This window comes from Staphylococcus sp. TCBT05 (assembly GCF_055179755.1).
On sequence record NZ_JBUQDQ010000038.1, the window covers coordinates 526,545 to 550,773 of the forward strand.

Consider the following 24,229-nt stretch of genomic DNA (forward strand, 5'->3'; position numbering starts at 1 on the left):
AGCTGTACTAGCATATTGCTAATACAGCTTGATACAAATCATTTTCACTCACTAATTATTCATTATTGAGCTAATTTATTTCTCAATACTAATTGTAAGATACCACCGTTACGGTAATAATCTAATTCTACATTTGAATCGAAGCGAGCAATTGCTTCGAATTCAATTACTTTGCCATTTTCTTTCTTAGCTTGAACTTTAACTAAGTCATGTGGTTTTACATCTTCGTTAACGTCAACTGAAATAATTTCAGTACCATCGATACCTAAACTATCTGCAGATTCGCCTTCTTGGAATTGTAAAGGTAATACACCCATCATTACTAAGTTAGAACGGTGAATTCTTTCATAACTTTGTGCAATTACTGTTTTAACACCCAATAAATTAGTACCTTTTGCTGCCCAGTCACGTGAAGAACCCATACCGTAGTCATTACCTGCTAATACAACTAATCCAGTACCATCTTCACGGTATTTCATTGCTGCATCAAAGATAGACATTTGTTCACCAGTTGGCCAATATGTTGTATATCCACCTTCTGTACCTGGTGCTAATTGGTTTTTAATTCGAATGTTTGCAAAAGTACCACGTACCATTACTTCATGGTTACCACGACGAGAACCATAAGAGTTAAATTCACGAATTGGTACATTATGCTCTAATAAATATTTACCTGCCGGCGTATCTTTACCGATAGCACCTGCTGGAGAAATATGGTCAGTTGTTACTGAATCACCAAATTTACCCATTACACGTAATTGATTTAATGGTTCAATTTTACCTGGCTCTTTTGATAAGTTTTGGAAGAATGATGGATTTTGAATATATGTTGATTCAGGATCAAAGTCATATAATGGTTTATCAGTAACATCAATTTCATTCCACATTTCGTTATTGTTATAAACCGTTTCATATTCTTCTTTAAATAAAGCTGGAGTAACAACACTATCTACAGTGTCAGCAACCTCTTTAATTGTTGGCCAGATATCATTAAGATATACATCTTCTCCATCTTTACCTTTACCAAGTGGTTCATTTTGTAAATCAATATCTACTGTACCAGCTAACGCATAGGCAACAACTAATTGTGGAGATGCTAAATAGTTAGCTTTTACTAATGGATGGATACGTCCTTCAAAGTTACGGTTACCAGAAAGTACTGAAGTAACAAGTAAATCTTCGTCAGCAATTGCTTTTTCAATTTCTTCAAGCAATGGACCAGAGTTACCGATACATGTTGTACAACCATAACCTACTAAATTGAAACCTAATTCATCTAAGTATGTTTGTAAACCAGCATCTCTTAAATAACCTGTTACAACCTTAGAACCTGGCGCCAATGAAGTTTTTACATATTCAGGTACTTTTAAGCCTTTTTCGATTGCTTTCTTGGCAACAAGACCCGCACCTAACATAACGTAAGGGTTTGATGTATTCGTACATGATGTGATTGCAGCAATCGCAATGTCACCTGTTTTCATTTCTGAAGTCGAACCATCTTTAAAGTTAATAGTTGCTTTCTTATCAAATTCACTTTCATCGAATCCATGACCTTGGTTACCAGCTGGAGCAGTAACTGATTTTTCGAATTCTTTCTTCATGTCGCTTAAGAAAATTAAATCTTGTGGACGTTTAGGACCTGATAATGAAGCTTCAACAGTTGATAAATCTAATTCAACTACATCTGTATATTCAGGTTCATCTTTATCTACAGTAAAGAACATACTATTTTCTTCTAAATATTTTTTAACTAAATCGATTTGATCGTCTGCACGACCTGTTAGTCTTAAATATTTTAATGCTTCTTCATCAACTGGGAAGAAACCACAAGTCGCACCATACTCAGGTGCCATATTTGCAATTGTTGCACGGTCAGCTAAAGGTAAATGTTGTACCCCTGGTCCGAAGAATTCAACAAATTTACCAACTACACCTTTTTTACGTAATTCTTGAGTAACACGTAATGCTAAGTCAGTTGCAGTTGAACCTTGTGGTAATGCATTTGAAAGTCTAACCCCAACTACTTCTGGAATTGGGAAATATGATGGTTGACCAAGCATACCTGCTTCGGCTTCAATACCACCTACACCCCATCCTAATACGCCTAGACCGTTAATCATTGTCGTATGTGAGTCAGTACCCACTAATGTGTCTGGGAATGTAACTGTTTCGCCATCAACTTCACGAGCATGTACAACATTTGCCAAGTACTCTAAGTTAACTTGGTGTACGATACCTGTTGCTGGTGGTACGGCGCTATAGTTATTAAACGCTTTCGTAGCCCAATTTAAGAATTGGTAACGTTCATAGTTACGTTCAAATTCTAATTTCATATTTCGTTCTAATGCATCTGGGTTGGCATAACTATCTACTTGTACTGAGTGGTCGATAACTAAATCAACTGGTACTTCTGGATTAATTTTGTTTAAATCTCCACCTACGTCATTCATCGCTTTACGTAATGAAGCCAAGTCAACAACAGCAGGAACACCTGTGAAGTCTTGTAAGATAACACGAGATGGCTTAAATGGAACTTCACCATCAGCACCTTCTGTAAATTCAGATAATGCTTTAATGTGTTCATCTGTAATAACAAATCCGTCTTCTTGTCTCAATACTGATTCTAATAATACTCTAATTGAATATGGCAATTTCGATACTTTAGTAAAACCTTGTTCTTCTAAAGTGTTCAAATCATAATACGTGTACGTTTTACCATTAAGGTCAAACGTCTTTTTAGCTTGTTGCTTAATATTTGAAGCCATATAAATCCCCCCTGAAAGTTTTTATTAATATATGCCGTTACTTAAATTGTATAATTATATGTAATTTAAAACAACTGGATAAAGTTAGAAAACCTCATAATTTAGTTTTGAATTTTCAATCAGCATGTATAAGTTATGCTTATGTTGAAACGTTGGTGTAATAAGTTATTTTTATCAATTGAGAATCATTATCACTTTTCTTCAGAAGCTTTGTCCTTGTTTAATTTTATTAGTATGTATATTAAAAATTAAAATCCCCCATTTAAAAGGTTATAAATGCGTAACAATTAATGCCCGCTATTTATAACAATTTAAAATGAGGGAAAATTAAATTAATATAAATTATTGTTCAGATTTTTCTTGTTCTCTAATAGAGCTACGACGATGTATAATATCGTCTTCAAAATCATCTTGTTGATGTTGAACATATTCTTGAAGACGGTGTTTATTAGGTGTCAACGTCAATCCTAAGAATTTACGTTCTTTATTTGCATCCTTATAGAATGAAATCATCATCATAATTACTACAAAGGAGAATGGCAAGGCACTTATAATAGCAGCACTTTGAATTGCGTTTAATGCTTTAGCACCGTCGCCACCACCAGCGAATAGTAGTACAAATGCAATAAGTGATTGTGCAATTCCCCAAGTCACTTTTACAACATTAGAAGGCTCTAATGAACCATAAGTTGTTTGCATACCTAGTACAAATGTTGCTGAATCGGCTGATGTGATAAAGAATGATGCTATTAATACTAATGCAATAATAGATAATACCATTCCCAATGGAATATGATTAAACACACCAAACAATTGTGTTTCAGCAGTCATCTTGAATAATTCAGGGTGTTTCTTACCAGTTTCAATACCTAATACCCCAAACACACTGAACCAAACAAAACTTACTAATGCTGGCACTAATAATACACCAGCAATAAATTCTCTTATTGAACGTCCTTTTGATACACGTGCTATGAATATACCTACGAATGGGCTCCAGCTTAACCACCAACCCCAATAGTAAAGTGTCCAGCTAGACATCCATTCACGTTTTTGTGGATTTTGTGCAGCTGTATCAAATGTATTTAATAAGAATGAATTCAATAAGCTACCTGTTGAACTTGTCATCATATTCAAAATAAGTACAGTTGGTCCTATAATTAATACAGCAATCATTAAGATTGCACCTAACGAAATATTTAAATTACTTAAATATTGAATACCTTTACTTAGTCCTGACCAAGCACTCATTATAAATAAAATTGTTACAACAACAATAATAATCGCTTGAACCCAAACATTATTTGGAATTCCAAATAAGTAGTTAAGTCCACCATTGATTTGAAGTGCACCCATTCCTAAAGATACGGCAACACCGACAACCGTTGCAAATACGGCTAATACATCAATGATTGTCCCAATTGGACCTTCTACTTTGTTCCCTAATAAAGGACGCAATGTTCTTGAAATTAGTCCTGCCTCACCTTTTCTAAACTGAGCATATGCTAAGGCTAAGGCAACTACACCATAAATAGCCCATGCATGGAATCCCCAGTGGAAGAATGTAGAACGCAATGCTTCAGTGTAAGCTGCTGTTGTTTTTGGATCTGCATTTGGTGGTGATGCAAAGTCTGCCATAGGTTCAGCAGCACCATAGAATACAAGACCAATTCCCATCCCAGCACTGAATAACATCGCAAACCATGATACAGTGTTGAATTCTGGTTTATCATTTGGCTTTCCTAATTTCAATTTCCCGATTGGGCTGAAAATTAAGAAGATACAAAAGAAGACGATAAACGTTGTAAGAATTAAGTAGTACCAACCAAGTTTTTCAGTTATCCATAGTTTAATATTGTTCGTAATTGTATCAAACTGTTCTGGTAAAATCGCACCAATAAGTACAACAATTGCGACAATTATAGCACTATAGATAAAAACCGGAGAAATCTTCCTACCATTTGCATGTTTTTCAGAAGAATTCATAAATAATTACTCCCTTTCTAGTCATATTTAATTGCAAAAACTAATGTAGAATTTTAAACAACATAATAAATCTACATTAGTTTCATCATTTATTAGAATAACAAACACATGTATTATTATCAAATTCAACTAAAAAAAGTATGTTCTATTTTAAATTTATCTTGTATAATAATTTTTATGTTTTAAAAAATAAGTGAGGTTAATAAAATGTTAAAAGAATTTAAAGAGTTTGCTTTAAAAGGAAATGTACTAGATTTAGCAGTTGCCGTAGTTATGGGGGCAGCATTCAACAAAATCGTTACCGCTTTAGTTACATACATTATTATGCCATTAATTGGTTTGATCTTTGGTACAGTTGATTTTGCTAAAAGTTGGTCATTCATGGGTATTAAATACGGTATGTTCGTTCAATCTATCATCGACTTCATTATTATTGCTTTTGCTTTATTCATTTTCGTGAAAATTGCAAACACATTGATGAGAAAAGAAGAAGAGGAAGAAATCGAAGAAAACACAGTATTGCTTACTGAAATCCGTGATTTATTACGTGAACAAAATTAATTTATATTTTGCTACTACATAAATTTCTCATAAATGTGAAGCTTATGTACAAGTCTAGAGCAATGTTTCTAGCAAACACCCCAGTAAATGCTAAAGCGCATTTACTGGGGTTTTTTATTTATGAAATAAGCAAACCATTGGTGAGCATTACAAAAGGTTCGCCACGTTTCAATATTAATTTAATTTTATGATAATTATTATTGTTGTTTAAATTTTGTAATACTTTGATAATTGTCTGATTGCACTTCTAATATGAGTGGAATACGTTGCTTCAATTCACTAACATGCGAAATAATTCCAACCATACGTCCCGTTGATTTTAAACTCATTAAAGTATCAAGTGCTGTTTCTAATGTTTCTTGATCCAAAGTACCAAAACCTTCATCTACAAACATTGATTCTAACGTAATACCACCGGATTCTTCTTGAACAACTTCACTTAATCCAAGCGCTAGTGCTAGGGATGCCTGGAATGTTTCTCCACCAGATAATGAAGTTATATGTCTAGTTTGATTTGAATACGTATCAAACACTTCAATTTCTAAACCACTATAACCTTTCGATACTTGTTGCCTTCTGGATAGTCGATAACGTTGGCCTGTCATTAGTGATAAACGCTGATTTGCTTGCGCTAAAATTCTTTCCAAATAATGAATGAGCACATAATTCTCTAAAGTTAATTTCAAATTATTTTGCCCAGATAATATTTCAGATAGTTGGAATATTTCTTGTTGCTCTTTTAATTCTTCTTCTAATTGGTTTATAATCTTTTCAATTTCATTGATTTTCTGTGCATTAAATTCCATTTTATATTCATGTTTACTCAATTCACTTGCAACCAAATCAAACTTTTGCTGCTCATTTTCATATTGTTCACGAAGACGATCTATATCTTGCAATTCTTTATCACGAGTCAAAGAGCTAAACTCTGCAATTGCTAATTCTAAAGTTTGTTTAGCTTTATTATATTGTTCAATTTCAACCTCTAATTGTTCTTTTTCAGGTATTTTGGATATCTTTTCTTGCACTTCATTGAACGTTGAAAAACCTAACTTTGCCATTTCTTCATTGATTTTGTTATCTAATGTATTAATCTCATCATTTAATTCATTCACACTTTGTTGCATGTAGGATTTATTATTAGTTTCTAATGTTAAATTCGTCTTGTCTTGTTGGATACTTGATTCTAAATCTTTAACACGCACATCATGTGCATTTACACTATCTAAATTTTCTTTATAGATTGTTACAAAATCTTCCACATTATTATATTGTGTCGTTACTTCGAAATCATTAATTGCAATTTCATGTGTTTCAACTTGATGTTTAATGGATTTTTGCTCTAATTCTAAATGATGCAAACGTTCTTGTGCTTTTGATAGTTGCTCTTGAAGTTGTTCAATTTGTTTATTTTCTTCTACTAATGCAACTTTATCTTGTTGTTTTACAAACAATTCTTGCTCTAAAGATTTATAATCCGTATCCTCTAATACAGCTTTATCATATTTGCTCAATTGCTCCTCTATGGCATTTAAATCACTTTCTAACTTTATTCGTAATTCAATTTGTTGTGATTTTTCTTGCTCAATATCAGCTAACCTCTGATGTCTGTTTGTTAATTCATCAAAATCAATACGTTGCTCTAGACTGTCTACCTCTTTACCACAAACCGGACACGTATCACCAGATTGAACGGCAGCTTGAATAGTCGCAATAAGCTCTTGTTTATTATTTAAATCTAAATTCGTTTTGTCGATTTGTTGTAATGCTTGTTCCAGTTCTTTAATTTCACTTTGTTTTCCCATCAATTGTTGCGCATAACTTTCTTTTTTAGCAACTAATCTATCGTATTCTAATTTATGTATTTCATTATTCTTTAATTCCTTTATTTTCATATTAAGTTCAAATATTGATGTAGATATAGTATCTACCTTTGCATAATTCGGTTTACGATGATTCAATTGTTCAATTAAAGTTGCAACTTCTTCTTGTTTAAGTTGATGTTGTTCAATTTTGCGTTCTAGTGCTACTGTCGTTTCCGTTAACTGAGTATATGCTTGTTGGTATTTGTCTTTCTTTTCATAAAACAAACTACATTTTTCTAAAAATTTTCTTTTACTATCTATTTCAGGTTGACCTTTCTTACAATTAGATAAATCGTCTTTTTGTTTATCTAAACGGTCTTGTATTTTAGCAATCAACATTGATTTATCATCGATATTTTTAAATAATTGTTCTTTTTTACTATGTTGTTTTTCTTGTGATTCAATTAAATTAACTAGTGGCTTTACTTCATTTAAATCATTTAATAATTGTGTTTTTTCCGAAATATCTTGTTGCCTCTGCTTAAGATTTTCTAATTCTTGTTGTTTTTGATCTAACATAACTAGATCTTTTTCTAATTTTAAATTTAACTCTAAATTGTCCTTAATTGTTCGAACTGCTGATTCCTGCTTAGCTTTATCCTCTATAAGTCCTTGTTGTATTGACTGGCCTTTATCAGTAAATTCAGGAAGCGCTTCAAGTACTCTATTTGTTTGTCTTGAGCTAATTAATTTATATTGATTCAATAGATCGTCTTCAAATGCATTAATATCTTGCCAATTATTTTCCAAACTATTATATCGTTTCTCAATTAAAGTTCGAACTTCTGAGACCTCATCTATCAATCTTTTTTGAATTTGTTCAAAGCGTTCACTGTTAAAAAGTGTCCTTAAAATTGATTGCTTTTCTTTACTTCTTGAAAGTAAGAATCGCTTAAATTCACCTTGAGGTAAAATAAATAACTGTCTAAACTGTTCAGCATTCACACCTAACAATTCTTTAATAAAATTATTCCCTTGGATAATTTTACTTTCTCTCAATGAATATACATCATCTTCTAACTGATAGACAGCTAATTGACCAAGGGTTTTATTTTTATTACCTTCTTTGACAAATGCGCCTTGTCTCACTATTTTAAACTTTGCTTCCTTCAATTTAAATTCAAATTCTACAGACATGGGTGACTTACCATCTGCAAAGTGACTTCTTAAATCGCCTTCTTGTCTATCATTTGTTGATGCCTCACCAAATAAAGCATATACCATAGCATCAAAGATCATTGTCTTACCGGAACCCGTCTTTCCACTAATTAAAAACAATTGATTGTTACGAACATTATCAAAATCAATGGTTTCTTGCAAAAAAGGACCGAAATTATTTAATTTTAATGTCAATGGTCTCATTTTGTCGAACCCCCTTCAAGCATGTCATTTAATACTGCTTCAAGTTTAGTATTTTGTGTTTCAGTTAATCCTTCATCAGTTATATATTCATAAAATCGAGAGATGATTTCCTCATCATTTAACTTTTGTATCTCTTCATTTCTTTCATAAAGCGGCGTATTGAAGTCAAACGTTTCATTCGTTAATGCTAAAGTGTTAGGGTAAACCTGTTTTAAATGCATCATCGGATCATTTACATGAGACATGTGCTTTAATTTAAAATGTAAATAATTATCTTTATTATTAACATTTAACCTTTCTTGTATAGCATCTTCATAATCACCACTTACTACTTCTAACTTTCTTAATGGCTGCATTTTTATAAATTGTTCCTTTACAATTGCACCGTCAATAATTTCAAGACACTTATAACCTTTAGGTTGATTCACCTCTGAAAATGAATATTGTAATAATGAACCGCTATAACTTATGTAATCCGATTCAATACTAAAAGGATGATGTAAATGTCCTAACAACACTCTATCAAATTGCTTAAAGCTATCAGCCTCAACAGATTCAACCGTTCCAATAGTTAAAGGACGCTCTGACTCAGAACGTAAACCACCTTGAACTGTTAAATGACCAATTAAAATATTTAGTTTCTCTTTATTTAGTGATTGATTTATGTAGGATAATGATTTTGCTAAGCATTGTTGATGAGTTTCCAGACTATCGTCATCAAAGAATTGCTGCACTTCGTTAACTGTTGCAAATGGCAAAGTATAAAAATCAACATTAGCTATAGTAATTGGTTTATTGATATCATCTAAACTTGTTCGTATAAATAAATTTGATTTTTCAAACCAAGTTGACCCATAATGCAAACGTTCTTTACTATCATGATTACCACTTATCATAATAACTGCGATCCCCATATCCAAATTAAGTCGTCTAATCGTATGTTCCAATAGCAATATCGCTTCTTTATTCGGATAGCTTGTATCATATAAATCGCCCGCTATAACGATGACATCAGGCTGCTGCTGCTCCATTTCATCGATAAATTGCTCTAATATATATGCTTGATCCTCTAATAATGATTTGCCATTGATTATTCTGCCAAGATGCCAGTCAGCAGTATGTATAATCTTCATATTTACACCCCTTATAAGAACGTTTGTTCGTATATATCATAATATATTTTGAAAGCTATCGCAAGTCTATAAAAAAACCGTTTATCCACGAGATAAACGGCATACGAACTATTGAATTAGTGTTTGTTTAACTTTCCTATATTTATATAACATCGCTAAGCGCCATGGAACTATCATACAAAAAGCTAATAAGAAAAACATACCTGCAATTTCACCTGGATCAATCTTATTACTAATAAATATCTTAATTAATGTACGAACCAATAACAATGATATAAGTATAATTGGGAAAGCCTTAGAACGTTTCATATATATTTCACTACCATGTGTTTCAAATCTAGAAGTCCACATCAATATCGTAGAAAATAATACGCCCAACACAATACATTCAATAATTTCTAATCCTGTCAGTCTAAAATAGGGCACTACATACATTAATGCTCCTGTAGCCATAAAAAATGGCGGTAATATAATTTTCTTTTCATTTACTGGAAATTGTTGAGCTTTCATTCTGATTATAATGACAGCAATTCCCATCAAAAATGCAAATAAAATAGAAAAGATTAAATATAACACGTTGACACCTTCTTTAAGTTTATACAAGATGATTTATTACTTGGTCAGTATATCATTAAATTTTGATTTTATCAGTTGTTTTATCTCAATTCAAAATTCTGTCATATTCCAAATAGTTTAAAATACCCATTAATTTTCTATATAAATAACTTAAGACTCATTTTCAGCACGAAAAAAACAAACCAAATGCATTATAAGCACTTGGTTTGCAATAAGTGTAAGTTCATTCAGACTTAAATCGCTTTTATCTACAATGCTTGTTTATTGTCACAAGCAGAGTATGCGTTATTCAATGTAAATCTTAAATAATTCATATCATGAATTTGCATAGCATTGTGGTATTTCTTAAATGCTTGCTCATCAGGAAAGTTAATGTGCACATTGGCAAGACGGTCTAATACTTCCTTATCTTCCATTTCATAGGCATCTTTCACTTATTACTACCTCCCTTATGTTTAAACATTATAGCAAAAAGATTTTCTGAATCAAAATATTTTCTGAATATTTAAAAAACATTTCCAAATTGGCATACAATAATTCCAAACTATTCCTATATATTATTGTTTGAAGATGATAAATTCATTAAAAACGTTTCAAATGATAAACGTGATAACATTTCAGATTTTCCATAAAACAATTTGTTTATAACATATTAAAATGATTGTGCTTATTGTTGTTACATTTATACTTTCTGTCATAAGTACATAATATATAGCTTTTATTAAGTATTCATTCATAAGTCAATTAATGATAAATGTGAACTATGTACAACCTATCTATACATTTAGGACATGAAGATATACTGACAACAGCGAACATCTACGGACATTTATACTCGAACATTGAAAGTGAAGTAACAGAAATTTTAGATAAAACTTAAAGAAATATACGCGTTGAAAAAATTTTTTGGTACCACTATGGTACCACGAACAAAAAAAGAGCCAAAAGTTACTTTTTTACAAGTAACCTTCAGCCCTTTAATGACGCGCTATTTCTTTTTCTTCATAGCGTCTTCTTGATTTTTATTCATCATTGTCATCATTTGATTTATTTTCTTTTGAGATGGTTTTTGACCCATTTGCATCATCATCATACGTAGCATTTCTTCATTAATTGGTGGGTTCTTTTTAAGATAATCCATCATATATTTTCTTGCAAGGAAAAATCCACCCACTAAACCAAGTATAAGTGCTAACACGATTAATAAAATTGCTAACCAAGTTACCATTGTTTCACCCACTTTCCTATCCTAATGCATTTTACTAAAATTAGTACTCTATTTCAAGAGAACCTGAATTTTATAATTGCCCTAACCTAAAGTATTATATCAATTACAGAATCAATTTGTAAACATGGGATAAGCATCTCTAATAACTAAAAAGTGGTATGGGACAATAGCTCCCATACCACTTAGTGTTAACTGTCAAATTTAGTAATTATTAAAGTGATTGAACTTGGTTAAGAACATTTTCTTTAGTGAAGCCATATTTTTCAACTACTAAATCTCCAGGGGCACTTGCACCAAAGCCATCAATACCAATGACTTTACCTTCAGTACCTACATATTTATGCCAACCAAGAGAAGAGCCCATTTCAATTGCAACACGTTTAGTGATTGCTGCTGGTAATACTGACTCTTTATATTCAGCTGATTGTTGATCAAATGCATTCCAGTTCGGCATAGAAACAACACGTACACCTTTACCTTGTGCTTCTAAATCATTAGCAGCTTCGATAGCTAAGTTTACTTCTGAACCAGTTGCTAATAATAAATATTCTGCGTCTTTGTCAGACTCAAATACTACATAACCACCTTTACGTACACCTTCTTCAACTGTTTCTTTAGGAAGGTCCATAGCAGTAAGGTTTTGACGAGTCAATACTAATGAAGTTGGTGTGCCTTCTGATTCTAATGCTACTTCCCAAGCAACACGTGTTTCATTACCATCAGCTGGACGAATCACGTTCATGTTAGGAATCGCACGTAAACCTGCTAATTGTTCAATTGGTTCATGTGTTGGACCATCTTCACCTACAGCAATTGAATCATGTGTAAAGATGAATGTTGAATTTAAGCCCATGATTGATGATAATCTTAATGCTGGTTTCAAGTAGTCACTAAATACGAAGAACGTTGCACCGTATGGATGTAATCCACCATGCGCTGCCATACCATTAACTGCAGCACCCATTGCAAATTCACGTACACCGAACCAAATATTTTTACCTTCTGGTGTTTCTTTGTTAAAGTCACTTGCATCTTTAACATTAGATTTGTTTGAACCAGCTAAATCGGCTGAACCACCAAAGAATGAAGGTACTGATTTACTAATTGCTTGAATAACTTCACCAGAATCAGCACGTGACGCACCACTGTGTCCAGCTTCAAATTCAGGTAACGCTTCTTTGTAGTCCACTGGTAACTTACCACTAATAGCTAATTTGAATTCTTCAGCTAATTCTGGATATTTAGAAGTATAGTCTTCAACTAGTTTTTCCCAAGCTTCTTCTTTTTCGTTTGCACGTTTTAACATACTTTGTTGGAATATTTCATAAACTTCTTGAGGTACGTTGAAACGTTGGTCTGGGTCTAAGCCATATTGTTCGAAAGTTAATTTTCTTTCATCTTCACCTAAAGGTGCACCGTGCACACCATGTGTTGCTTGTTTATTAGGTGAACCATAACCAATAATTGTTTTTATTTCAATAATAGTAGGAACATCTTGTGCTTTAGCTTCTTCGATAGCTTTATCAATTGCATCGATGTCATTGCCTTCTTTAACTAAGATATGTTTCCAACCATATGCTTCAAATCTACCTTTAACATCTTCAGAGAAAGCCTTGTTTAAATCTCCATCTAATGAGATATCATTTGAATCATATAATACTATTAATTTATCTAATTGATTGTGACCTGCTAATGAAGCAGCTTCATGTGAAATACCTTCCATTAAATCTCCATCTGAAGCAAGTACATAAGTATAATGATCAACAACTTTAGCATCTTCTTTATTAAACTTACCTGCTAGATGTTTCTCAGCCATTGCAAAACCTACTGACATTGCAAACCCTTGTCCAAGTGGGCCAGTTGTTACTTCTACACCATCAGTATGTCTATATTCTGGATGACCTGGTGTTTTTGAACCCCATTGTCTAAATTGTTTTAATTCTTCCAATTCTAAACTACCAGAAACATGTAATAAACTATAAAGTAAAGCTGAGCCATGACCGGCTGATAATACAAATCGATCTCTGTCAAAGAAATCTTTTGATTGGGGATTAAAGTTTAAATGACGAGTCCAAAGCGTATATGCCATTGGTGCTGCGCCCATTGGTAAACCTGGGTGACCTGAGTTTGCTTGTTCAACTGCGTCGATACTCAAAGCTCTAATTGTATCTATCGCTAATTGATCTTTTTGATTATTCATCTTAAAATGACTTCCTTTCTTCTAGCTAGTTTAATTCTTATTATACATGATTTAACAGAAAATTAACAAAAAATTGAATTGCTATTTGCCTTGATTATTTTTTGAATCTAAAATATTTTTTACTTTTTCTGGAGTAACGTCATTACCTTCAGGGTCAATTACTCGTGTGCTTTCTAATTGTTGTTTAAATTTCTCTCTAAATGAGTCTAAGTATGCTTTTCTTAGCTTGGATTGTTCTTTAGCTTCGGCTTGAGTTAAGCCTTCTGTCTTTTTCTTCTTTGCGAGCTCATTAATTCTATCCAAGTCTACGCCATCAATGTTTCCCATAATAAACCTCCGTTATCATTAATATAAAAGAATATAACAAAAAAATAAGCGAAACTAAATAGTTTCGCTTATTTTATCCCATTTATTCTATTAACTTGTTCATCCCAAATAAATTGATTAGTTTACGGCAGCTATAAGTGGTGTAACTTGATGTTCGCTTTGTTCGCTGTCTTGATGATCACTTTGTGCTTTTTCTTTATCTTGATTAATATTTTCAGTAACATTATGATCAGTCATTTCGTACGTTTGTTCTGTCCCATCACTATGATGTGCCGTTAATATAAATATAGTACATAATAACATTGTAGCAACTAATACCATTAGATACGTCTTAACTTGCGATTTATATAATTTAATCATAATTTCCACTCCTAGAACATTTGTTTGTATTAACAATTTATCAGAACATCTGTTCTTAGTCAATAGCAAAACGAACAAACGTTTGTAAAAATTGTTAGCCCATGCTATAATGTAACTAAATTAAAGCTAGGGAGTGCCTAAATTATGAGAGAATTAACGAAACGACAAAATGAAATTTTTGAATATATCAAGCAAACTGTTCAATCAAAAGGCTATCCTCCAAGTGTTAGAGAGATTGGTGAAGCTGTAGGCCTTGCTTCTAGTTCTACAGTGCATGGACACCTATCACGACTTGAAGAAAAGGGCTATATTAAACGAGACCCAACGAAGCCAAGAGCAATTGAAATAGTAAGTGAATCTATTGGCGAACCTGTGAACATGGAAGAAACAATTCATGTTCCCGTTATAGGTAAAGTTACAGCAGGTATTCCAATAACTGCTGTAGAAAATGTCGAAGAATATTTTCCACTTCCAGAGCATTTTACTTCTACTCATAATAGTGATATCTTCATTTTAAATGTCGTTGGAGATAGTATGATTGAAGCAGGTATATTAGATGGAGACAAAGTAATTGTTCGTAGCCAAACTATTGCAGAAAACGGTGATATTATCGTTGCTATGACCGAAGAAAATGAAGCAACTGTCAAACGTTTCTATAAAGAAAAAGCGCGTTATCGTTTACAACCTGAGAACAGTTCTATGGATCCAATATATTTAGAACAAGTTTCTGTGTTAGGTAAAGTGGTCGGTCTTTTCCGTGAAATGTAGATAGATATAACTTTTATTGGTTACAGTTATATATCAATAAAAATAAGAGGTTAAGCATAATGCTTAACCTCTTATTTCTCGTCTTTTTTCTCTAAGACTTCTTTAATTTTTTCTAGTATATCATCTGTTTTATCTGTTTTTTTTGTTGTCATAACTAACTCATCCTCTACAAGTTAAAGGATACCCTTTAAACAAGAAAATCAAACATTATCCTGTATAATTTTCTGTCCAATATGGTTGTCTATTATTATTAAATTCAACACCTACGCCAAGTGTATTGAAGTCTCGTTTCAGAATATTTTTCCGATGACCGAGTGAATTCATTAGTCCTTGATGCGCATATATACTGCTCGTTTGACCATATGCTAAGTTTTCTCCTGCTGCACTAAAATCATGTCCATATGCTTCTAATCGATCAAATGGTGAATTACCTTCCAAGTCAGTATGATCAAAATAATTCTTATTAGCCATATCTTCACTATGCTTTCTCGCTGTATCAGAAATGCTTTCAGAATATTTTAGTGTCGGCAGTTCATGTTGTACTCTTTCAGCATTAACCAAATCAAAATTTTGTAGTTCAAAGCTGTGTGCTAATTCATCTGACGGCGCTCCATATTGTTGCTGCAATCGTGATTCCATTCTCTCACTCACTTGTAATATGGCAGTTAAATTATTATCACTATGTTTATCATAAAAAGCTGTTGTATATATTTGATCATCATGGAAAGTATCATACTCGTCATCTTTAATTTCATAATTTGTATGACCTTTTCTAATTTCAGTTATCGGCGTTCCTAATCTATCACGAACAGTAGATTTTGGTGTTCCATATTTTATTTTGCTTTTTGATGAGATTACGTTTTGATTGCTATACAGCCCGTTTACTTTATTATCAATATAACTTACCATTACAAACGATCTATAGTCATCAGAATAGTAAGTGTACCATTTTGTACCATATTCATTAGTGGTTATACGTTTGGGTTTCCCTAACTTTTCAGTAACAGTAGACTTATCCATATTCATTTGAATATTATTTACTGCAAAAGCTTGTTTGCTAGGTGCTTTTAATGGCTTATTTGATGTCGTTGTTCCTGAAGTCCAACTGGCTACTTTAGACTTAAATTGTTGTTCAAATCCAACGACCGGCTTAAATTCTTTAACAGGTATCACTAATACAATTAATAATATAACAACGATATATCCTATTAATTTTCTAATTTTTTACACCTACTATAGTTTAGTCGCGATCTCCATTGAAAATTGAATTACGTACGATTACATAATCTACTTTTCTTAATGAATTAATATCTTTACCACCTGCATAAGAGATTGAACTTTGTAAGTCTTGTTGCATTTCTATAAGTGTATCGAGTAATGCACCTTTATGTTCAACAAACATTTTCTTACCTTCAACGTTTTTATGTTCACCTTTTTGGAATTCAGATGCACTACCAAAATATTCTTTATACAACTTGCCATCTAACTCAACCGTTTCACCTGGTGATTCTTCATGTGCAGCAAATAATGAACCTATCATTACCATTGAAGCACCAAATCTCATTGATTTTGCAATATCTCCATGAGTTCTAATACCACCATCTGCTATGATTGGTTTTCTAGCTGCTTTACTGCATTGATTTAAAGCTGCAAGTTGCCATCCGCCAGTACCAAATCCAGTTTTGATTTTAGTTATACATACTCTACCTGGACCAATACCAACTTTAGTAGCATCTGCTCCTGCATTCTCTAATTCACGAACACCTTCTGGCGTACCAACGTTACCAGCAATTACAAATGACTGAGGAATATGTGCTTTAATATGTTTTATCATTTTAATCACTGATTCTGAGTGACCGTGTGCAATATCGATTGTAATATATTCAGGAATAATTTCTTCGCTAGCTAATTGCTTTACAAAATCAAATTCGCCGGCTTTTACACCAACAGAAATTGATGCAAATAGTTGCTGTTCATGCATTCTTTTAATAAATGGAATACGTGCAGCTTCATCAAAACGATGCATAATATAGAAATAATCATTTTTAGCAAACCATTCTGCTAATGATTCATTCATGACTGTTTGCATATTTGCAGGTACAACAGGTAATTTAAAACTTCTTGGACCAAATTCAATCGTTGTGTCACATTCTGAACGACTTTCTACAATACATTTATTTGGTATAAGTTGGATATCTTCATAATCGAATATTTTCATAATAAAACAAACCCCTAACATTTTTTATATAACACTTGTACATTGGTAAGATTTTTATAACTATTCCATTCTATTACAACGTAAAATCTATTACATTTTACTTAATTCCCGAACAATAACTATTTATTCATCTTTACCATTAGATAATATACAATGTTTTATACTAAATGTAAATGGACTATAGTCGGAGTTTGAAAATTACCAACTTGATTTCTTCACACCAGGTATTTGACCTTTATATGCATGCTCTCTAAATGCAATACGAGACATCTCAAATTTTCTATAAACGCCTCTTGGTCGACCTGTCACTTTACAACGTCTTGTTAAACGCGTCGGTGAACTATCTCTGGGTAATTTACGCAATGCTTCATAGTCACCTTTCGCTTTCAACTCTTTTCTTAACTCAAAATATTTATTTACAAGTTCTTCTCGCTTTTGCTCTTTTACTATTTTAGATTTTTTTGCCATTTTATCTCTACCTTTCTCTTCAAATCGTAATCATTACGTTTTATATCGTAACATATTCTTTTATTTACGCAAATCATTTATTTTATTTTTGTTGAAAAAAATTATCTTTAAAGTTAGAGATATGACATCATATCGTATATCTTCTATAATTAATGTAGTCCTTTATAACAACATTAAATTTGAAATCGTCATAAATGTATGCTAGAATTTTAAAACGTAACAATTCCTATTAAGAAAGAGGTGTTTATTTTGCGCGTAAATATTACTTTAGCTTGTACAGAATGTGGAGATCGTAACTATATCACCACTAAAAACAAACGTACGAATCCAGAGCGTATTGAACTTAAAAAGTACAGCCCAAGATTAAATAAATATACTGTACACCGCGAAACTAAATAACATTCTGTTGTTAAAATTACTTTTTTAAATACGACAAATTAAAAAAGAAGTCACACATGTTAAACATGCGTGACTTCTTTTTAGTTTATATAGTAGCAAACTAGTCTGCCACTTCTAAATCAACATCATTAATATCAATACCTAACGCATTCGCTACACCTTTACCATACTCTGTATCAGCTTTGTAGCAATGACGGATGTGACGGTGTTGAACTTCTAATGTTGTACCCTGCATCTCATTGGCAGTATTTTCAAAAATGCGTTGTTGTTGCTCTTTTGATTGTAATCTAAACAATCTACCTGGTTGTTCGAAGTAATTATCATCATCTTCGCGATAATTATATTCATAAGCTTCACCTTCGACTTCTAGGCCAGGTTTTTTAAATTCAGGTTGATCCTCAAAACTTCCATCACTATTAGGATAATAGTGTGTTCCTCCACCTTGGTTATTATCTAAGATACGCATTTGACCATCTCGGCTGAATGGGCAAATATTTTCAACTCCAACACCTTTTGGTTGGTTTACTGGTATTTGCCAGTGATTGACGCCAAGTCTATAACGTTGAGCATCACCATAAGAGAATATACGACCTTGTAACATTTTATCTGGAGAAAAATCTATACCTGGAACAATATTTGTCGGTGCAAATGCTGCTTGTTCTACATCTTGGAAGTAATTATCTGGGTTACGATTTAACTCAAACTCACCAACTTCTATAAGTGGATAATCACCTTTATACCATACTTTTGTTAAATCAAAAGGATTGTCTTTATGATTTTTCGCTTGTTCTTCAGTCATTACTTGAATATACATTTTCCATTTTGGGAAGTTTTTGTTTTCAATTGCTTCAAACAAGTCACGTTGAGATGATTCTCTATCATCAGCAATGATTTTCGCCGCTTCATCTGGTTGTAAGTTTTCAATACCTTGTTGCGTTCTATGGTGGAATTTAACCCACACACGTTCTCCTTTATCATTATACATTGAGTACGTATGTGAACCGAAACCATGCATATGTCTATAGCCGTTTGGAATACCACGGTCAGTCATTAAAATTGTTACTTGATGTAACGCTTCAGGTAATGATGTCCAGAAATCCCAGTTATTTTGCGCACTACGCATATTTGTTCTTGGATCTCTTTTTACAGCATGATTTAAGCTCGCAAATAATTTAGGATCTCTAAAGAAGAATACCGGTGTATTGTTACCTACTAAGTCCCAGTTACCTTCATCTGTGTAAAATTTTAACGCAAATCCTCGAATATCTCTTTCAGCATCCGCTGCGCCCCGTTCCCCTGCAACAGTTGAAAAACGCGCGAACATCTCTGTTTGCTTCCCTACTTCTGAAAAAATACTAGCAGATGTATATTGCGTAATATCATTTGTTACTGTAAAAGTACCAAACGCACCAGAACCTTTAGCATGCATTCGTCGTTCCGGAATTACTTCTCTGTCAAAATGAGCCATTTGTTCTAAAAAATACCAATCTTGCATCAACAATGGTCCTCGAGGTCCAGCAGTCATACTATTTTCTCTATCTGAAACCGGTGCACCAAAAAGACTAGTTAAATTTCTTTTATTGCTCATAATGTTTCCCCCTCACAAATAGTAAATAATAATTATTATTATCTAGCACTAATTTTAAAGTATACACATACGAAAAGCAATTATGTTACTTCTTATAATATGAAATATTTCTGAATATTTAAAATTTTATCGCTCCAACTCTCAAAAAATGCATTGATTGTAGTCATTAAAAGCATTAAAATGTAAGGTATATAAATTTTTATAGATTATAGGAGATTTTAATATGGGACAAAACAATATGAAACGTGGTCTCAACTCTCGACATATTTCAATGATTGCAATAGGTGGTGCGATTGGCACTGGACTCTTTGTCGCTACAGGTAATGTTGTATCACAAGCTGGTCCAGGCGGCGCGATTCTAGCTTATTTAATCATTGGTGTCATGCTATATTTCTTAATGTCTTCAATCGGAGAACTAGCTACATTTTATCCTGTATCAGGATCATTTAGTTCTTACGCTACACGATTTGTAGACAGTTCCCTCGGCTTTACAATGGGATGGTTATATTGGGTGATGTGGGTATTAGTAACGAGTGTTGACATCATTATTGCATCAAGCGTATTAGATTATTGGGAAGTATTTCACTTTTTCAGCCCTGTTACTTGGAGTATTTTGTTTCTTTGTTTACTATTTGTACTGAATATTTTTACAGTAAAAGCATTTGGTGAAACAGAATTTTGGTTATCTTTAATTAAAGTACTTACAATTATTATCTTTATAGTAATAGGTGTACTAACAATATTTGGCATTTTAGGTGGTAAATATTATGGGTTTGAACATTATACAACAGGTGAAGCGCCATTTGTCGGTGGCATTTCAGGTTTCTTAGCCGTGTTACTCATCGCTGGTTTTTCAGTTGGTGGTACTGAGATGGTAGCTGTAACTGCAGGTGAATCATCGAACCCGCATAAGTCAATGCCAAAAGCTATTAGACAAGTATTCTGGAGAATATTGCTATTTTACGTTTTATCTATTGCTGTTATTGCCGCAATTATTCCTTACAGCGATCCTCTACTATTAAACAAACATGAATCTGTGACTCAAAGTCCATTCACAATAGTATTTGATCGTGTAGGTATTGCTTTTGCTGCATCTGTGATCAATGCAGTTATCCTAACATCGTTACTGTCTGCTGCAAATTCTGGAATATATACAACAAGTCGTATGTTATTTTCAATGGCAGAAGATAAACAAGCACCGAAGTTTTTTGCAAAATTAAACAAAACGACGAAACTACCTATTATTTCTATTTGTACAACATTTGTAATCGTGTTAGTAGTAATTGTATTAGCGCAATTTAAATCAGATATTGTCTTCTCACTGCTCAATATTATCGGTTCATTAGTTATCGTAATATGGGCATCAAGTATTGTCGCTCAAATCAGATTACGTTCTGCAATAAAAAAACAAAACAAACGTGCAGAAGATGTATTACCATATAAAGCAGCGTTATATCCATTAGGACCAATCATTGTAATAATTGCATTGCTATTCCTATTTTTCGGAAATTCCTTTGGTGCTTTAATGGCAGGCGATTATGGCTCTGTTATACGAAACATTGCACCAATCATTATTCTAGCAATTGTTTATTTATCACATAAAGTAATTAGAAAAACAAAAATAGTGAAACTAGAAGACGTTGAATTAAATACAACTAAAGAACATTAATTGTAAAAGCACTGGTATATAATCAGTGCTTTTACTTTGCCACTTTAATTAATGAAAAACATATTACAAAAACAGTTAGAATTATACATATATACGTATTTGTTTATTCGAGTAAAATCAATGCTTAACACATAAGAGTTGAATATTTTCAGTGCTTAAAAAGTATAGTATAATATAATTAACAATATTGGTTATATTGAGGTGAAAACTATGATTGGGCAAACAAATTTATTTGATGATATTTTAGAAACTGAAGAGCGTTTCGTTATTGTTGTGCAATCACTTGAAGAAAAGAATAATCAATTGCTTAAACGAACTTTAAGAGAGTATGGTAGCTTAGAACATTCACAAATGGAAAGTCTTTTTGAACATCTTAAAGATGTCTTTTTAGAAGAATCGTTTGAGGATAATCAATCTGCATTCTCTATCACAGTATATACAAATTTAGATTATGCTGCGGATAATGTGTATGCACATGTTAAAAGGCATAGAGGCAAACACGAGTGGACACATACAGCAAAATAATTCTTTCACTTCAGAAATTATCTATCAGAGTTAACTTACTCTGATAGTTTTTTATATTTGCATTTGCTTCTATCTTAGTATCATCAATAAATACTGAGTTATCAGCTGTGTTCAGAAATTAATAAAAAGTGACTTGATCAATCCATTTGTAGAGTAAACTGAGGCATGTTTTAATTTTTATAGATAAGCTGCTATATTAATTTAGTTTAGTGGAATTTATTAAATTATAAGTAAGTGTCTTATTTTTTGTAGTAATAACATATATATGAACTACGAATTGTTTGCGAGACGCCTAAGGGTGTAGGATGAGTGTTGAGACCAAGGCTCGCCCCATCCCCCTAGGTAAGCGAGCAATATTGATATAAATTACAAGCCCATCAAAGACCAAAAATCTTTGATGGGCTTAGTGCTAGGCATTTATGTCATAGACACTTTTGAATTATATATATCAATCTAATCAAGAATCAAGCAATGCTTTTAAAGCGTGAGGAATACCATCCTCGCCATTACTTAAAGTAATTTCGTCAGCAACTGCTTTAACTGCTTCATTAGCATTACCCATTGCTACTGCATGTCCGACGACGTTAAGCATTGAAATATCATTTGAACTATCACCAAATGCAATAACTTCAGACAAGTCAATATTGAGCTTTTCACAAAATGCAGCTAATGCATTTCCTTTCGAAACATCTCTAGCCATAAATTCTAAAAAGTACGGCTTACTTGTTGTAACGTCTACTTCCTCATTAAAATGACCAGCTAATTCAATGTTTAAACTTGTAATATTCGGAACATAATCTACACCCATTACTTTAGGTACATCAGCTTGAATATATGCTTTGATATCATCGACCCGTTTCATCGGCAAACCTGTCAATTCAGACTCTATATTCATATATTCGTGGTCACCTTCATATATAATAAATCCTTCATGATATGTTAAAACAAACAATTTGTGTTCTCTACAGAAATCAACAATTGCATCAAAATCTGCCTTAGTTACACTCTTACTCACTTCAACATGTTCATCTTTAACAGCAATTGTCTTACCACCATTATAGCTTATTACATAACTATCATATTGATCTAACTTGAGTTGCTTTGCAACAGGTAGCATCCCTTCTGTAGGACGTCCTGAAGCCAAGACAACATGATATCCTTGCTGCTGAATGTCAATTAAATAACGTTCAGTTTCTGGACTAACCTCATTATCTGGATTCATTAAAGTGTCATCCATGTCCATAACAATCATCTTATATTTACTCATGTTTGTATCTCCTTTCAACACCTTAACATTATACTACAATAATTTAACGGCGTTGGTACAGAATTTTCGACACAACTCCACTTTCATTAATTGTCACTAACTCCGATCGACAATCCATAAATGTTCCTTTAAGTTCTCTAACGAGTTCGCCACTCCGTTCTGGAGCAACTAATGTTAATACGGTTGGACCTGCACCACTGATTACAGTCGCATAGGCGTTATGTTGTTTCGCAATCGCTTTAATTTCTTTAAACTCAGGTATTAAATGTTGTCTGAATGGTTCATGAAAACCATCTTGTTCCATCATTTTTCCTGCCAACTCATAGTTATGTTGTATCAATGCACTAATCATTGTGTTACTAATCGCACTATTTTGAACTGCCTTTTTATGTGAAAATGTTTCCGGTAATGTATTTCTTGAATCATCTGTACGTAGTTCATAAGATGGAATAGTAATAATGATATCCACACGTGGTGGATCAATATATGATACATCTGTCACCTTTGTCTCAGGATTAAAGTAACCTAATACCAAGCCTCCATAGATTGTTGGTGCCACATTATCAGGATGACCTTCGATTTCAGTAGCTAATTGTAGTAATTCATATTTTGATAATTCAATATCACCAAAATAATTAGCAATATATAATGCACCAACTAATGCTGATGCAGAACTCCCTAAACCTCTTGCTAAAGGGATTTCGCTTCGCATTTCTATATCTAAACCAGGTAATTTAACATCATATTTACGTGCAACTCTTTGAGCAATTTGATAAATATAATGTCTATTGTCTGTTGGCAAATCTTCTACATTTGGTCCGACGTGATTAAACGTCCACACATCGCTGTCGTTCTTCTTTACATCTAAATATAAAAATTTATTTAATGCCATACCTATAGAATCAAAACCGACACCTAAATTAGCTGTAGATGCCGGTATTTTCAAATGCAACATGTCACTCAT

Annotated in this window: 21 protein-coding genes; 5 read left to right on the forward strand and 16 right to left on the reverse strand. The window is 32.8% G+C overall.

The features are described 5' to 3' along the window. Nucleotides 1-62: 62 nt before the first annotated feature. Both acnA and ACY191_RS09665 read right to left on the reverse strand, forming a co-directional pair. Nucleotides 63-2,765, reverse strand: a complete 2,703-nt coding sequence (gene acnA / locus ACY191_RS09660; protein WP_042738771.1) for an aconitate hydratase AcnA — start codon at nucleotides 2,763-2,765, stop codon at nucleotides 63-65. A gap of 342 nt (nucleotides 2,766-3,107) precedes the next feature. Further along, the gene (locus tag ACY191_RS09665; protein ID WP_042738772.1) at nucleotides 3,108-4,751 is read right to left on the reverse strand and encodes a glycine betaine uptake BCCT transporter; all 1,644 of its coding nucleotides are present in this window, start codon (nucleotides 4,749-4,751) and stop codon (nucleotides 3,108-3,110) included. A 207-nt stretch (nucleotides 4,752-4,958) separates the two neighbouring features. On the opposite strand from ACY191_RS09665, the gene mscL reads away from it, so the two are divergent. Further along, a complete protein-coding gene (mscL, locus tag ACY191_RS09670) occupies nucleotides 4,959-5,312 on the forward strand; it encodes a large conductance mechanosensitive channel protein MscL (RefSeq protein WP_229367171.1) in 354 nt (117 codons plus the stop codon). A gap of 197 nt (nucleotides 5,313-5,509) precedes the next feature. Here mscL and sbcC read toward each other — a convergent pair whose 3' ends face one another. From sbcC to sosA, 8 genes are all read right to left on the reverse strand, one after another. Beyond that, nucleotides 5,510-8,539 carry an exonuclease subunit SbcC gene (gene sbcC, locus ACY191_RS09675; protein WP_229367170.1) on the reverse strand — a complete coding sequence of 1,010 codons (3,030 nt, stop codon included), beginning with the start codon at nucleotides 8,537-8,539 and terminating at the stop codon, nucleotides 5,510-5,512. Beyond that, nucleotides 8,536-9,672: an exonuclease subunit SbcD gene (sbcD, locus tag ACY191_RS09680; protein ID WP_229367169.1), complete on the reverse strand. Its 1,137-nt coding sequence runs from the start codon at nucleotides 9,670-9,672 to the stop codon at nucleotides 8,536-8,538. The genes sbcC and sbcD overlap by 4 nt, the downstream gene beginning before the upstream one ends. Before the next feature lie 108 nt (nucleotides 9,673-9,780). Beyond that, a complete protein-coding gene (locus tag ACY191_RS09685; protein ID WP_229367168.1) occupies nucleotides 9,781-10,248 on the reverse strand; it encodes a CcdC family protein in 468 nt (155 codons plus the stop codon). A gap of 248 nt (nucleotides 10,249-10,496) precedes the next feature. Beyond that, a complete protein-coding gene (locus ACY191_RS09690) occupies nucleotides 10,497-10,682 on the reverse strand; it encodes a hypothetical protein (RefSeq protein ID WP_042738777.1) in 186 nt (61 codons plus the stop codon). A gap of 554 nt (nucleotides 10,683-11,236) precedes the next feature. Further along, on the reverse strand, nucleotides 11,237-11,476 hold the full coding sequence (locus ACY191_RS09695; RefSeq protein WP_042738778.1) for a YneF family protein: 240 nt from the start codon (nucleotides 11,474-11,476) through the stop codon (nucleotides 11,237-11,239). 211 nt (nucleotides 11,477-11,687) lie between these two features. After that, nucleotides 11,688-13,676, reverse strand: coding sequence for a transketolase (gene tkt, locus ACY191_RS09700; protein ID WP_229367167.1), 1,989 nt, complete (start codon nucleotides 13,674-13,676; stop codon nucleotides 11,688-11,690). An 81-nt stretch (nucleotides 13,677-13,757) separates the two neighbouring features. Then, entirely contained in the window at nucleotides 13,758-14,003 is a 246-nt protein-coding gene (locus ACY191_RS09705) for a DUF896 domain-containing protein (protein ID WP_229367166.1), read from the reverse strand. 117 nt (nucleotides 14,004-14,120) lie between these two features. Next, complete coding sequence (gene sosA / locus ACY191_RS09710; protein ID WP_119625390.1) at nucleotides 14,121-14,363, reverse strand: DNA damage-induced cell division inhibitor SosA; 243 nt, start codon at nucleotides 14,361-14,363, stop codon at nucleotides 14,121-14,123. Between the two features lie 144 nt (nucleotides 14,364-14,507). Between sosA and lexA the strand changes: the two genes are divergently transcribed. Beyond that, entirely contained in the window at nucleotides 14,508-15,131 is a 624-nt protein-coding gene (gene lexA, locus ACY191_RS09715; RefSeq protein ID WP_042738782.1) for a transcriptional repressor LexA, read from the forward strand. A 207-nt stretch (nucleotides 15,132-15,338) separates the two neighbouring features. Here the strand turns inward: lexA and ACY191_RS09720 are convergent, their stop codons facing one another. The 3 genes from ACY191_RS09720 to rpsN form a co-directional block, all read right to left on the reverse strand. After that, a complete protein-coding gene (locus ACY191_RS09720; protein WP_463270015.1) occupies nucleotides 15,339-16,304 on the reverse strand; it encodes a CAP domain-containing protein in 966 nt (321 codons plus the stop codon). A gap of 67 nt (nucleotides 16,305-16,371) precedes the next feature. Next, on the reverse strand, nucleotides 16,372-17,349 hold the full coding sequence (gene guaC, locus ACY191_RS09725) for a GMP reductase (RefSeq protein ID WP_042738784.1): 978 nt from the start codon (nucleotides 17,347-17,349) through the stop codon (nucleotides 16,372-16,374). A gap of 198 nt (nucleotides 17,350-17,547) precedes the next feature. Continuing rightward, a complete protein-coding gene (rpsN, locus tag ACY191_RS09730; RefSeq protein WP_042738785.1) occupies nucleotides 17,548-17,817 on the reverse strand; it encodes a 30S ribosomal protein S14 in 270 nt (89 codons plus the stop codon). 249 nt (nucleotides 17,818-18,066) lie between these two features. Between rpsN and rpmG the strand changes: the two genes are divergently transcribed. After that, entirely contained in the window at nucleotides 18,067-18,216 is a 150-nt protein-coding gene (gene rpmG / locus ACY191_RS09735) for a 50S ribosomal protein L33 (RefSeq protein WP_042738786.1), read from the forward strand. Nucleotides 18,217-18,316: 100 nt separating this feature from the next. Here rpmG and ACY191_RS09740 read toward each other — a convergent pair whose 3' ends face one another. Then, complete coding sequence (locus ACY191_RS09740; protein ID WP_042738787.1) at nucleotides 18,317-19,804, reverse strand: catalase; 1,488 nt, start codon at nucleotides 19,802-19,804, stop codon at nucleotides 18,317-18,319. A 223-nt stretch (nucleotides 19,805-20,027) separates the two neighbouring features. On the opposite strand from ACY191_RS09740, the gene ACY191_RS09745 reads away from it, so the two are divergent. Together ACY191_RS09745 and ACY191_RS09750 are read left to right on the forward strand one after the other, a co-directional pair. Then, a complete protein-coding gene (locus tag ACY191_RS09745; protein ID WP_229367165.1) occupies nucleotides 20,028-21,473 on the forward strand; it encodes an amino acid permease in 1,446 nt (481 codons plus the stop codon). 210 nt (nucleotides 21,474-21,683) lie between these two features. After that, nucleotides 21,684-21,998: a hypothetical protein gene (locus ACY191_RS09750; protein ID WP_042738791.1), complete on the forward strand. Its 315-nt coding sequence runs from the start codon at nucleotides 21,684-21,686 to the stop codon at nucleotides 21,996-21,998. 457 nt (nucleotides 21,999-22,455) lie between these two features. On the opposite strand, the gene ACY191_RS09755 is transcribed toward ACY191_RS09750, so the two are convergent. Continuing rightward, the gene (locus ACY191_RS09755; protein ID WP_042738792.1) at nucleotides 22,456-23,265 is read right to left on the reverse strand and encodes a Cof-type HAD-IIB family hydrolase; all 810 of its coding nucleotides are present in this window, start codon (nucleotides 23,263-23,265) and stop codon (nucleotides 22,456-22,458) included. Nucleotides 23,266-23,308: 43 nt separating this feature from the next. Continuing rightward, nucleotides 23,309-24,229 carry a homoserine kinase gene (gene thrB / locus ACY191_RS09760; protein WP_042738793.1) on the reverse strand — a complete coding sequence of 307 codons (921 nt, stop codon included), beginning with the start codon at nucleotides 24,227-24,229 and terminating at the stop codon, nucleotides 23,309-23,311.

Excerpts from the sequence above, each read along its gene's own strand:
- acnA (WP_042738771.1), bottom strand. The coding sequence starts at position 2,765 with ATGGCTTCAAATATTAAGCAACAAGCTAAAAAGACGTTTGACCTTAAT.
- ACY191_RS09665 (WP_042738772.1), bottom strand. The coding sequence starts at position 4,751 with ATGAATTCTTCTGAAAAACATGCAAATGGTAGGAAGATTTCTCCGGTT.
- mscL (WP_229367171.1), top strand. The coding sequence starts at position 4,959 with ATGTTAAAAGAATTTAAAGAGTTTGCTTTAAAAGGAAATGTACTAGAT.
- sbcC (WP_229367170.1), bottom strand. The coding sequence starts at position 8,539 with ATGAGACCATTGACATTAAAATTAAATAATTTCGGTCCTTTTTTGCAA.
- sbcD (WP_229367169.1), bottom strand. The coding sequence starts at position 9,672 with ATGAAGATTATACATACTGCTGACTGGCATCTTGGCAGAATAATCAAT.
- ACY191_RS09695 (WP_042738778.1), bottom strand. The coding sequence starts at position 11,476 with ATGGTAACTTGGTTAGCAATTTTATTAATCGTGTTAGCACTTATACTT.
- tkt (WP_229367167.1), bottom strand. The coding sequence starts at position 13,676 with ATGAATAATCAAAAAGATCAATTAGCGATAGATACAATTAGAGCTTTG.
- ACY191_RS09705 (WP_229367166.1), bottom strand. The coding sequence starts at position 14,003 with ATGGGAAACATTGATGGCGTAGACTTGGATAGAATTAATGAGCTCGCA.
- sosA (WP_119625390.1), bottom strand. The coding sequence starts at position 14,363 with ATGATTAAATTATATAAATCGCAAGTTAAGACGTATCTAATGGTATTA.
- lexA (WP_042738782.1), top strand. The coding sequence starts at position 14,508 with ATGAGAGAATTAACGAAACGACAAAATGAAATTTTTGAATATATCAAG.
- guaC (WP_042738784.1), bottom strand. The coding sequence starts at position 17,349 with ATGAAAATATTCGATTATGAAGATATCCAACTTATACCAAATAAATGT.
- rpsN (WP_042738785.1), bottom strand. The coding sequence starts at position 17,817 with ATGGCAAAAAAATCTAAAATAGTAAAAGAGCAAAAGCGAGAAGAACTT.
- ACY191_RS09740 (WP_042738787.1), bottom strand. The coding sequence starts at position 19,804 with ATGAGCAATAAAAGAAATTTAACTAGTCTTTTTGGTGCACCGGTTTCA.
- ACY191_RS09745 (WP_229367165.1), top strand. The coding sequence starts at position 20,028 with ATGGGACAAAACAATATGAAACGTGGTCTCAACTCTCGACATATTTCA.
- ACY191_RS09750 (WP_042738791.1), top strand. The coding sequence starts at position 21,684 with ATGATTGGGCAAACAAATTTATTTGATGATATTTTAGAAACTGAAGAG.
- ACY191_RS09755 (WP_042738792.1), bottom strand. The coding sequence starts at position 23,265 with ATGAGTAAATATAAGATGATTGTTATGGACATGGATGACACTTTAATG.
- thrB (WP_042738793.1), bottom strand. The coding sequence starts at position 24,229 with ATGAGTGACATGTTGCATTTGAAAATACCGGCATCTACAGCTAATTTA.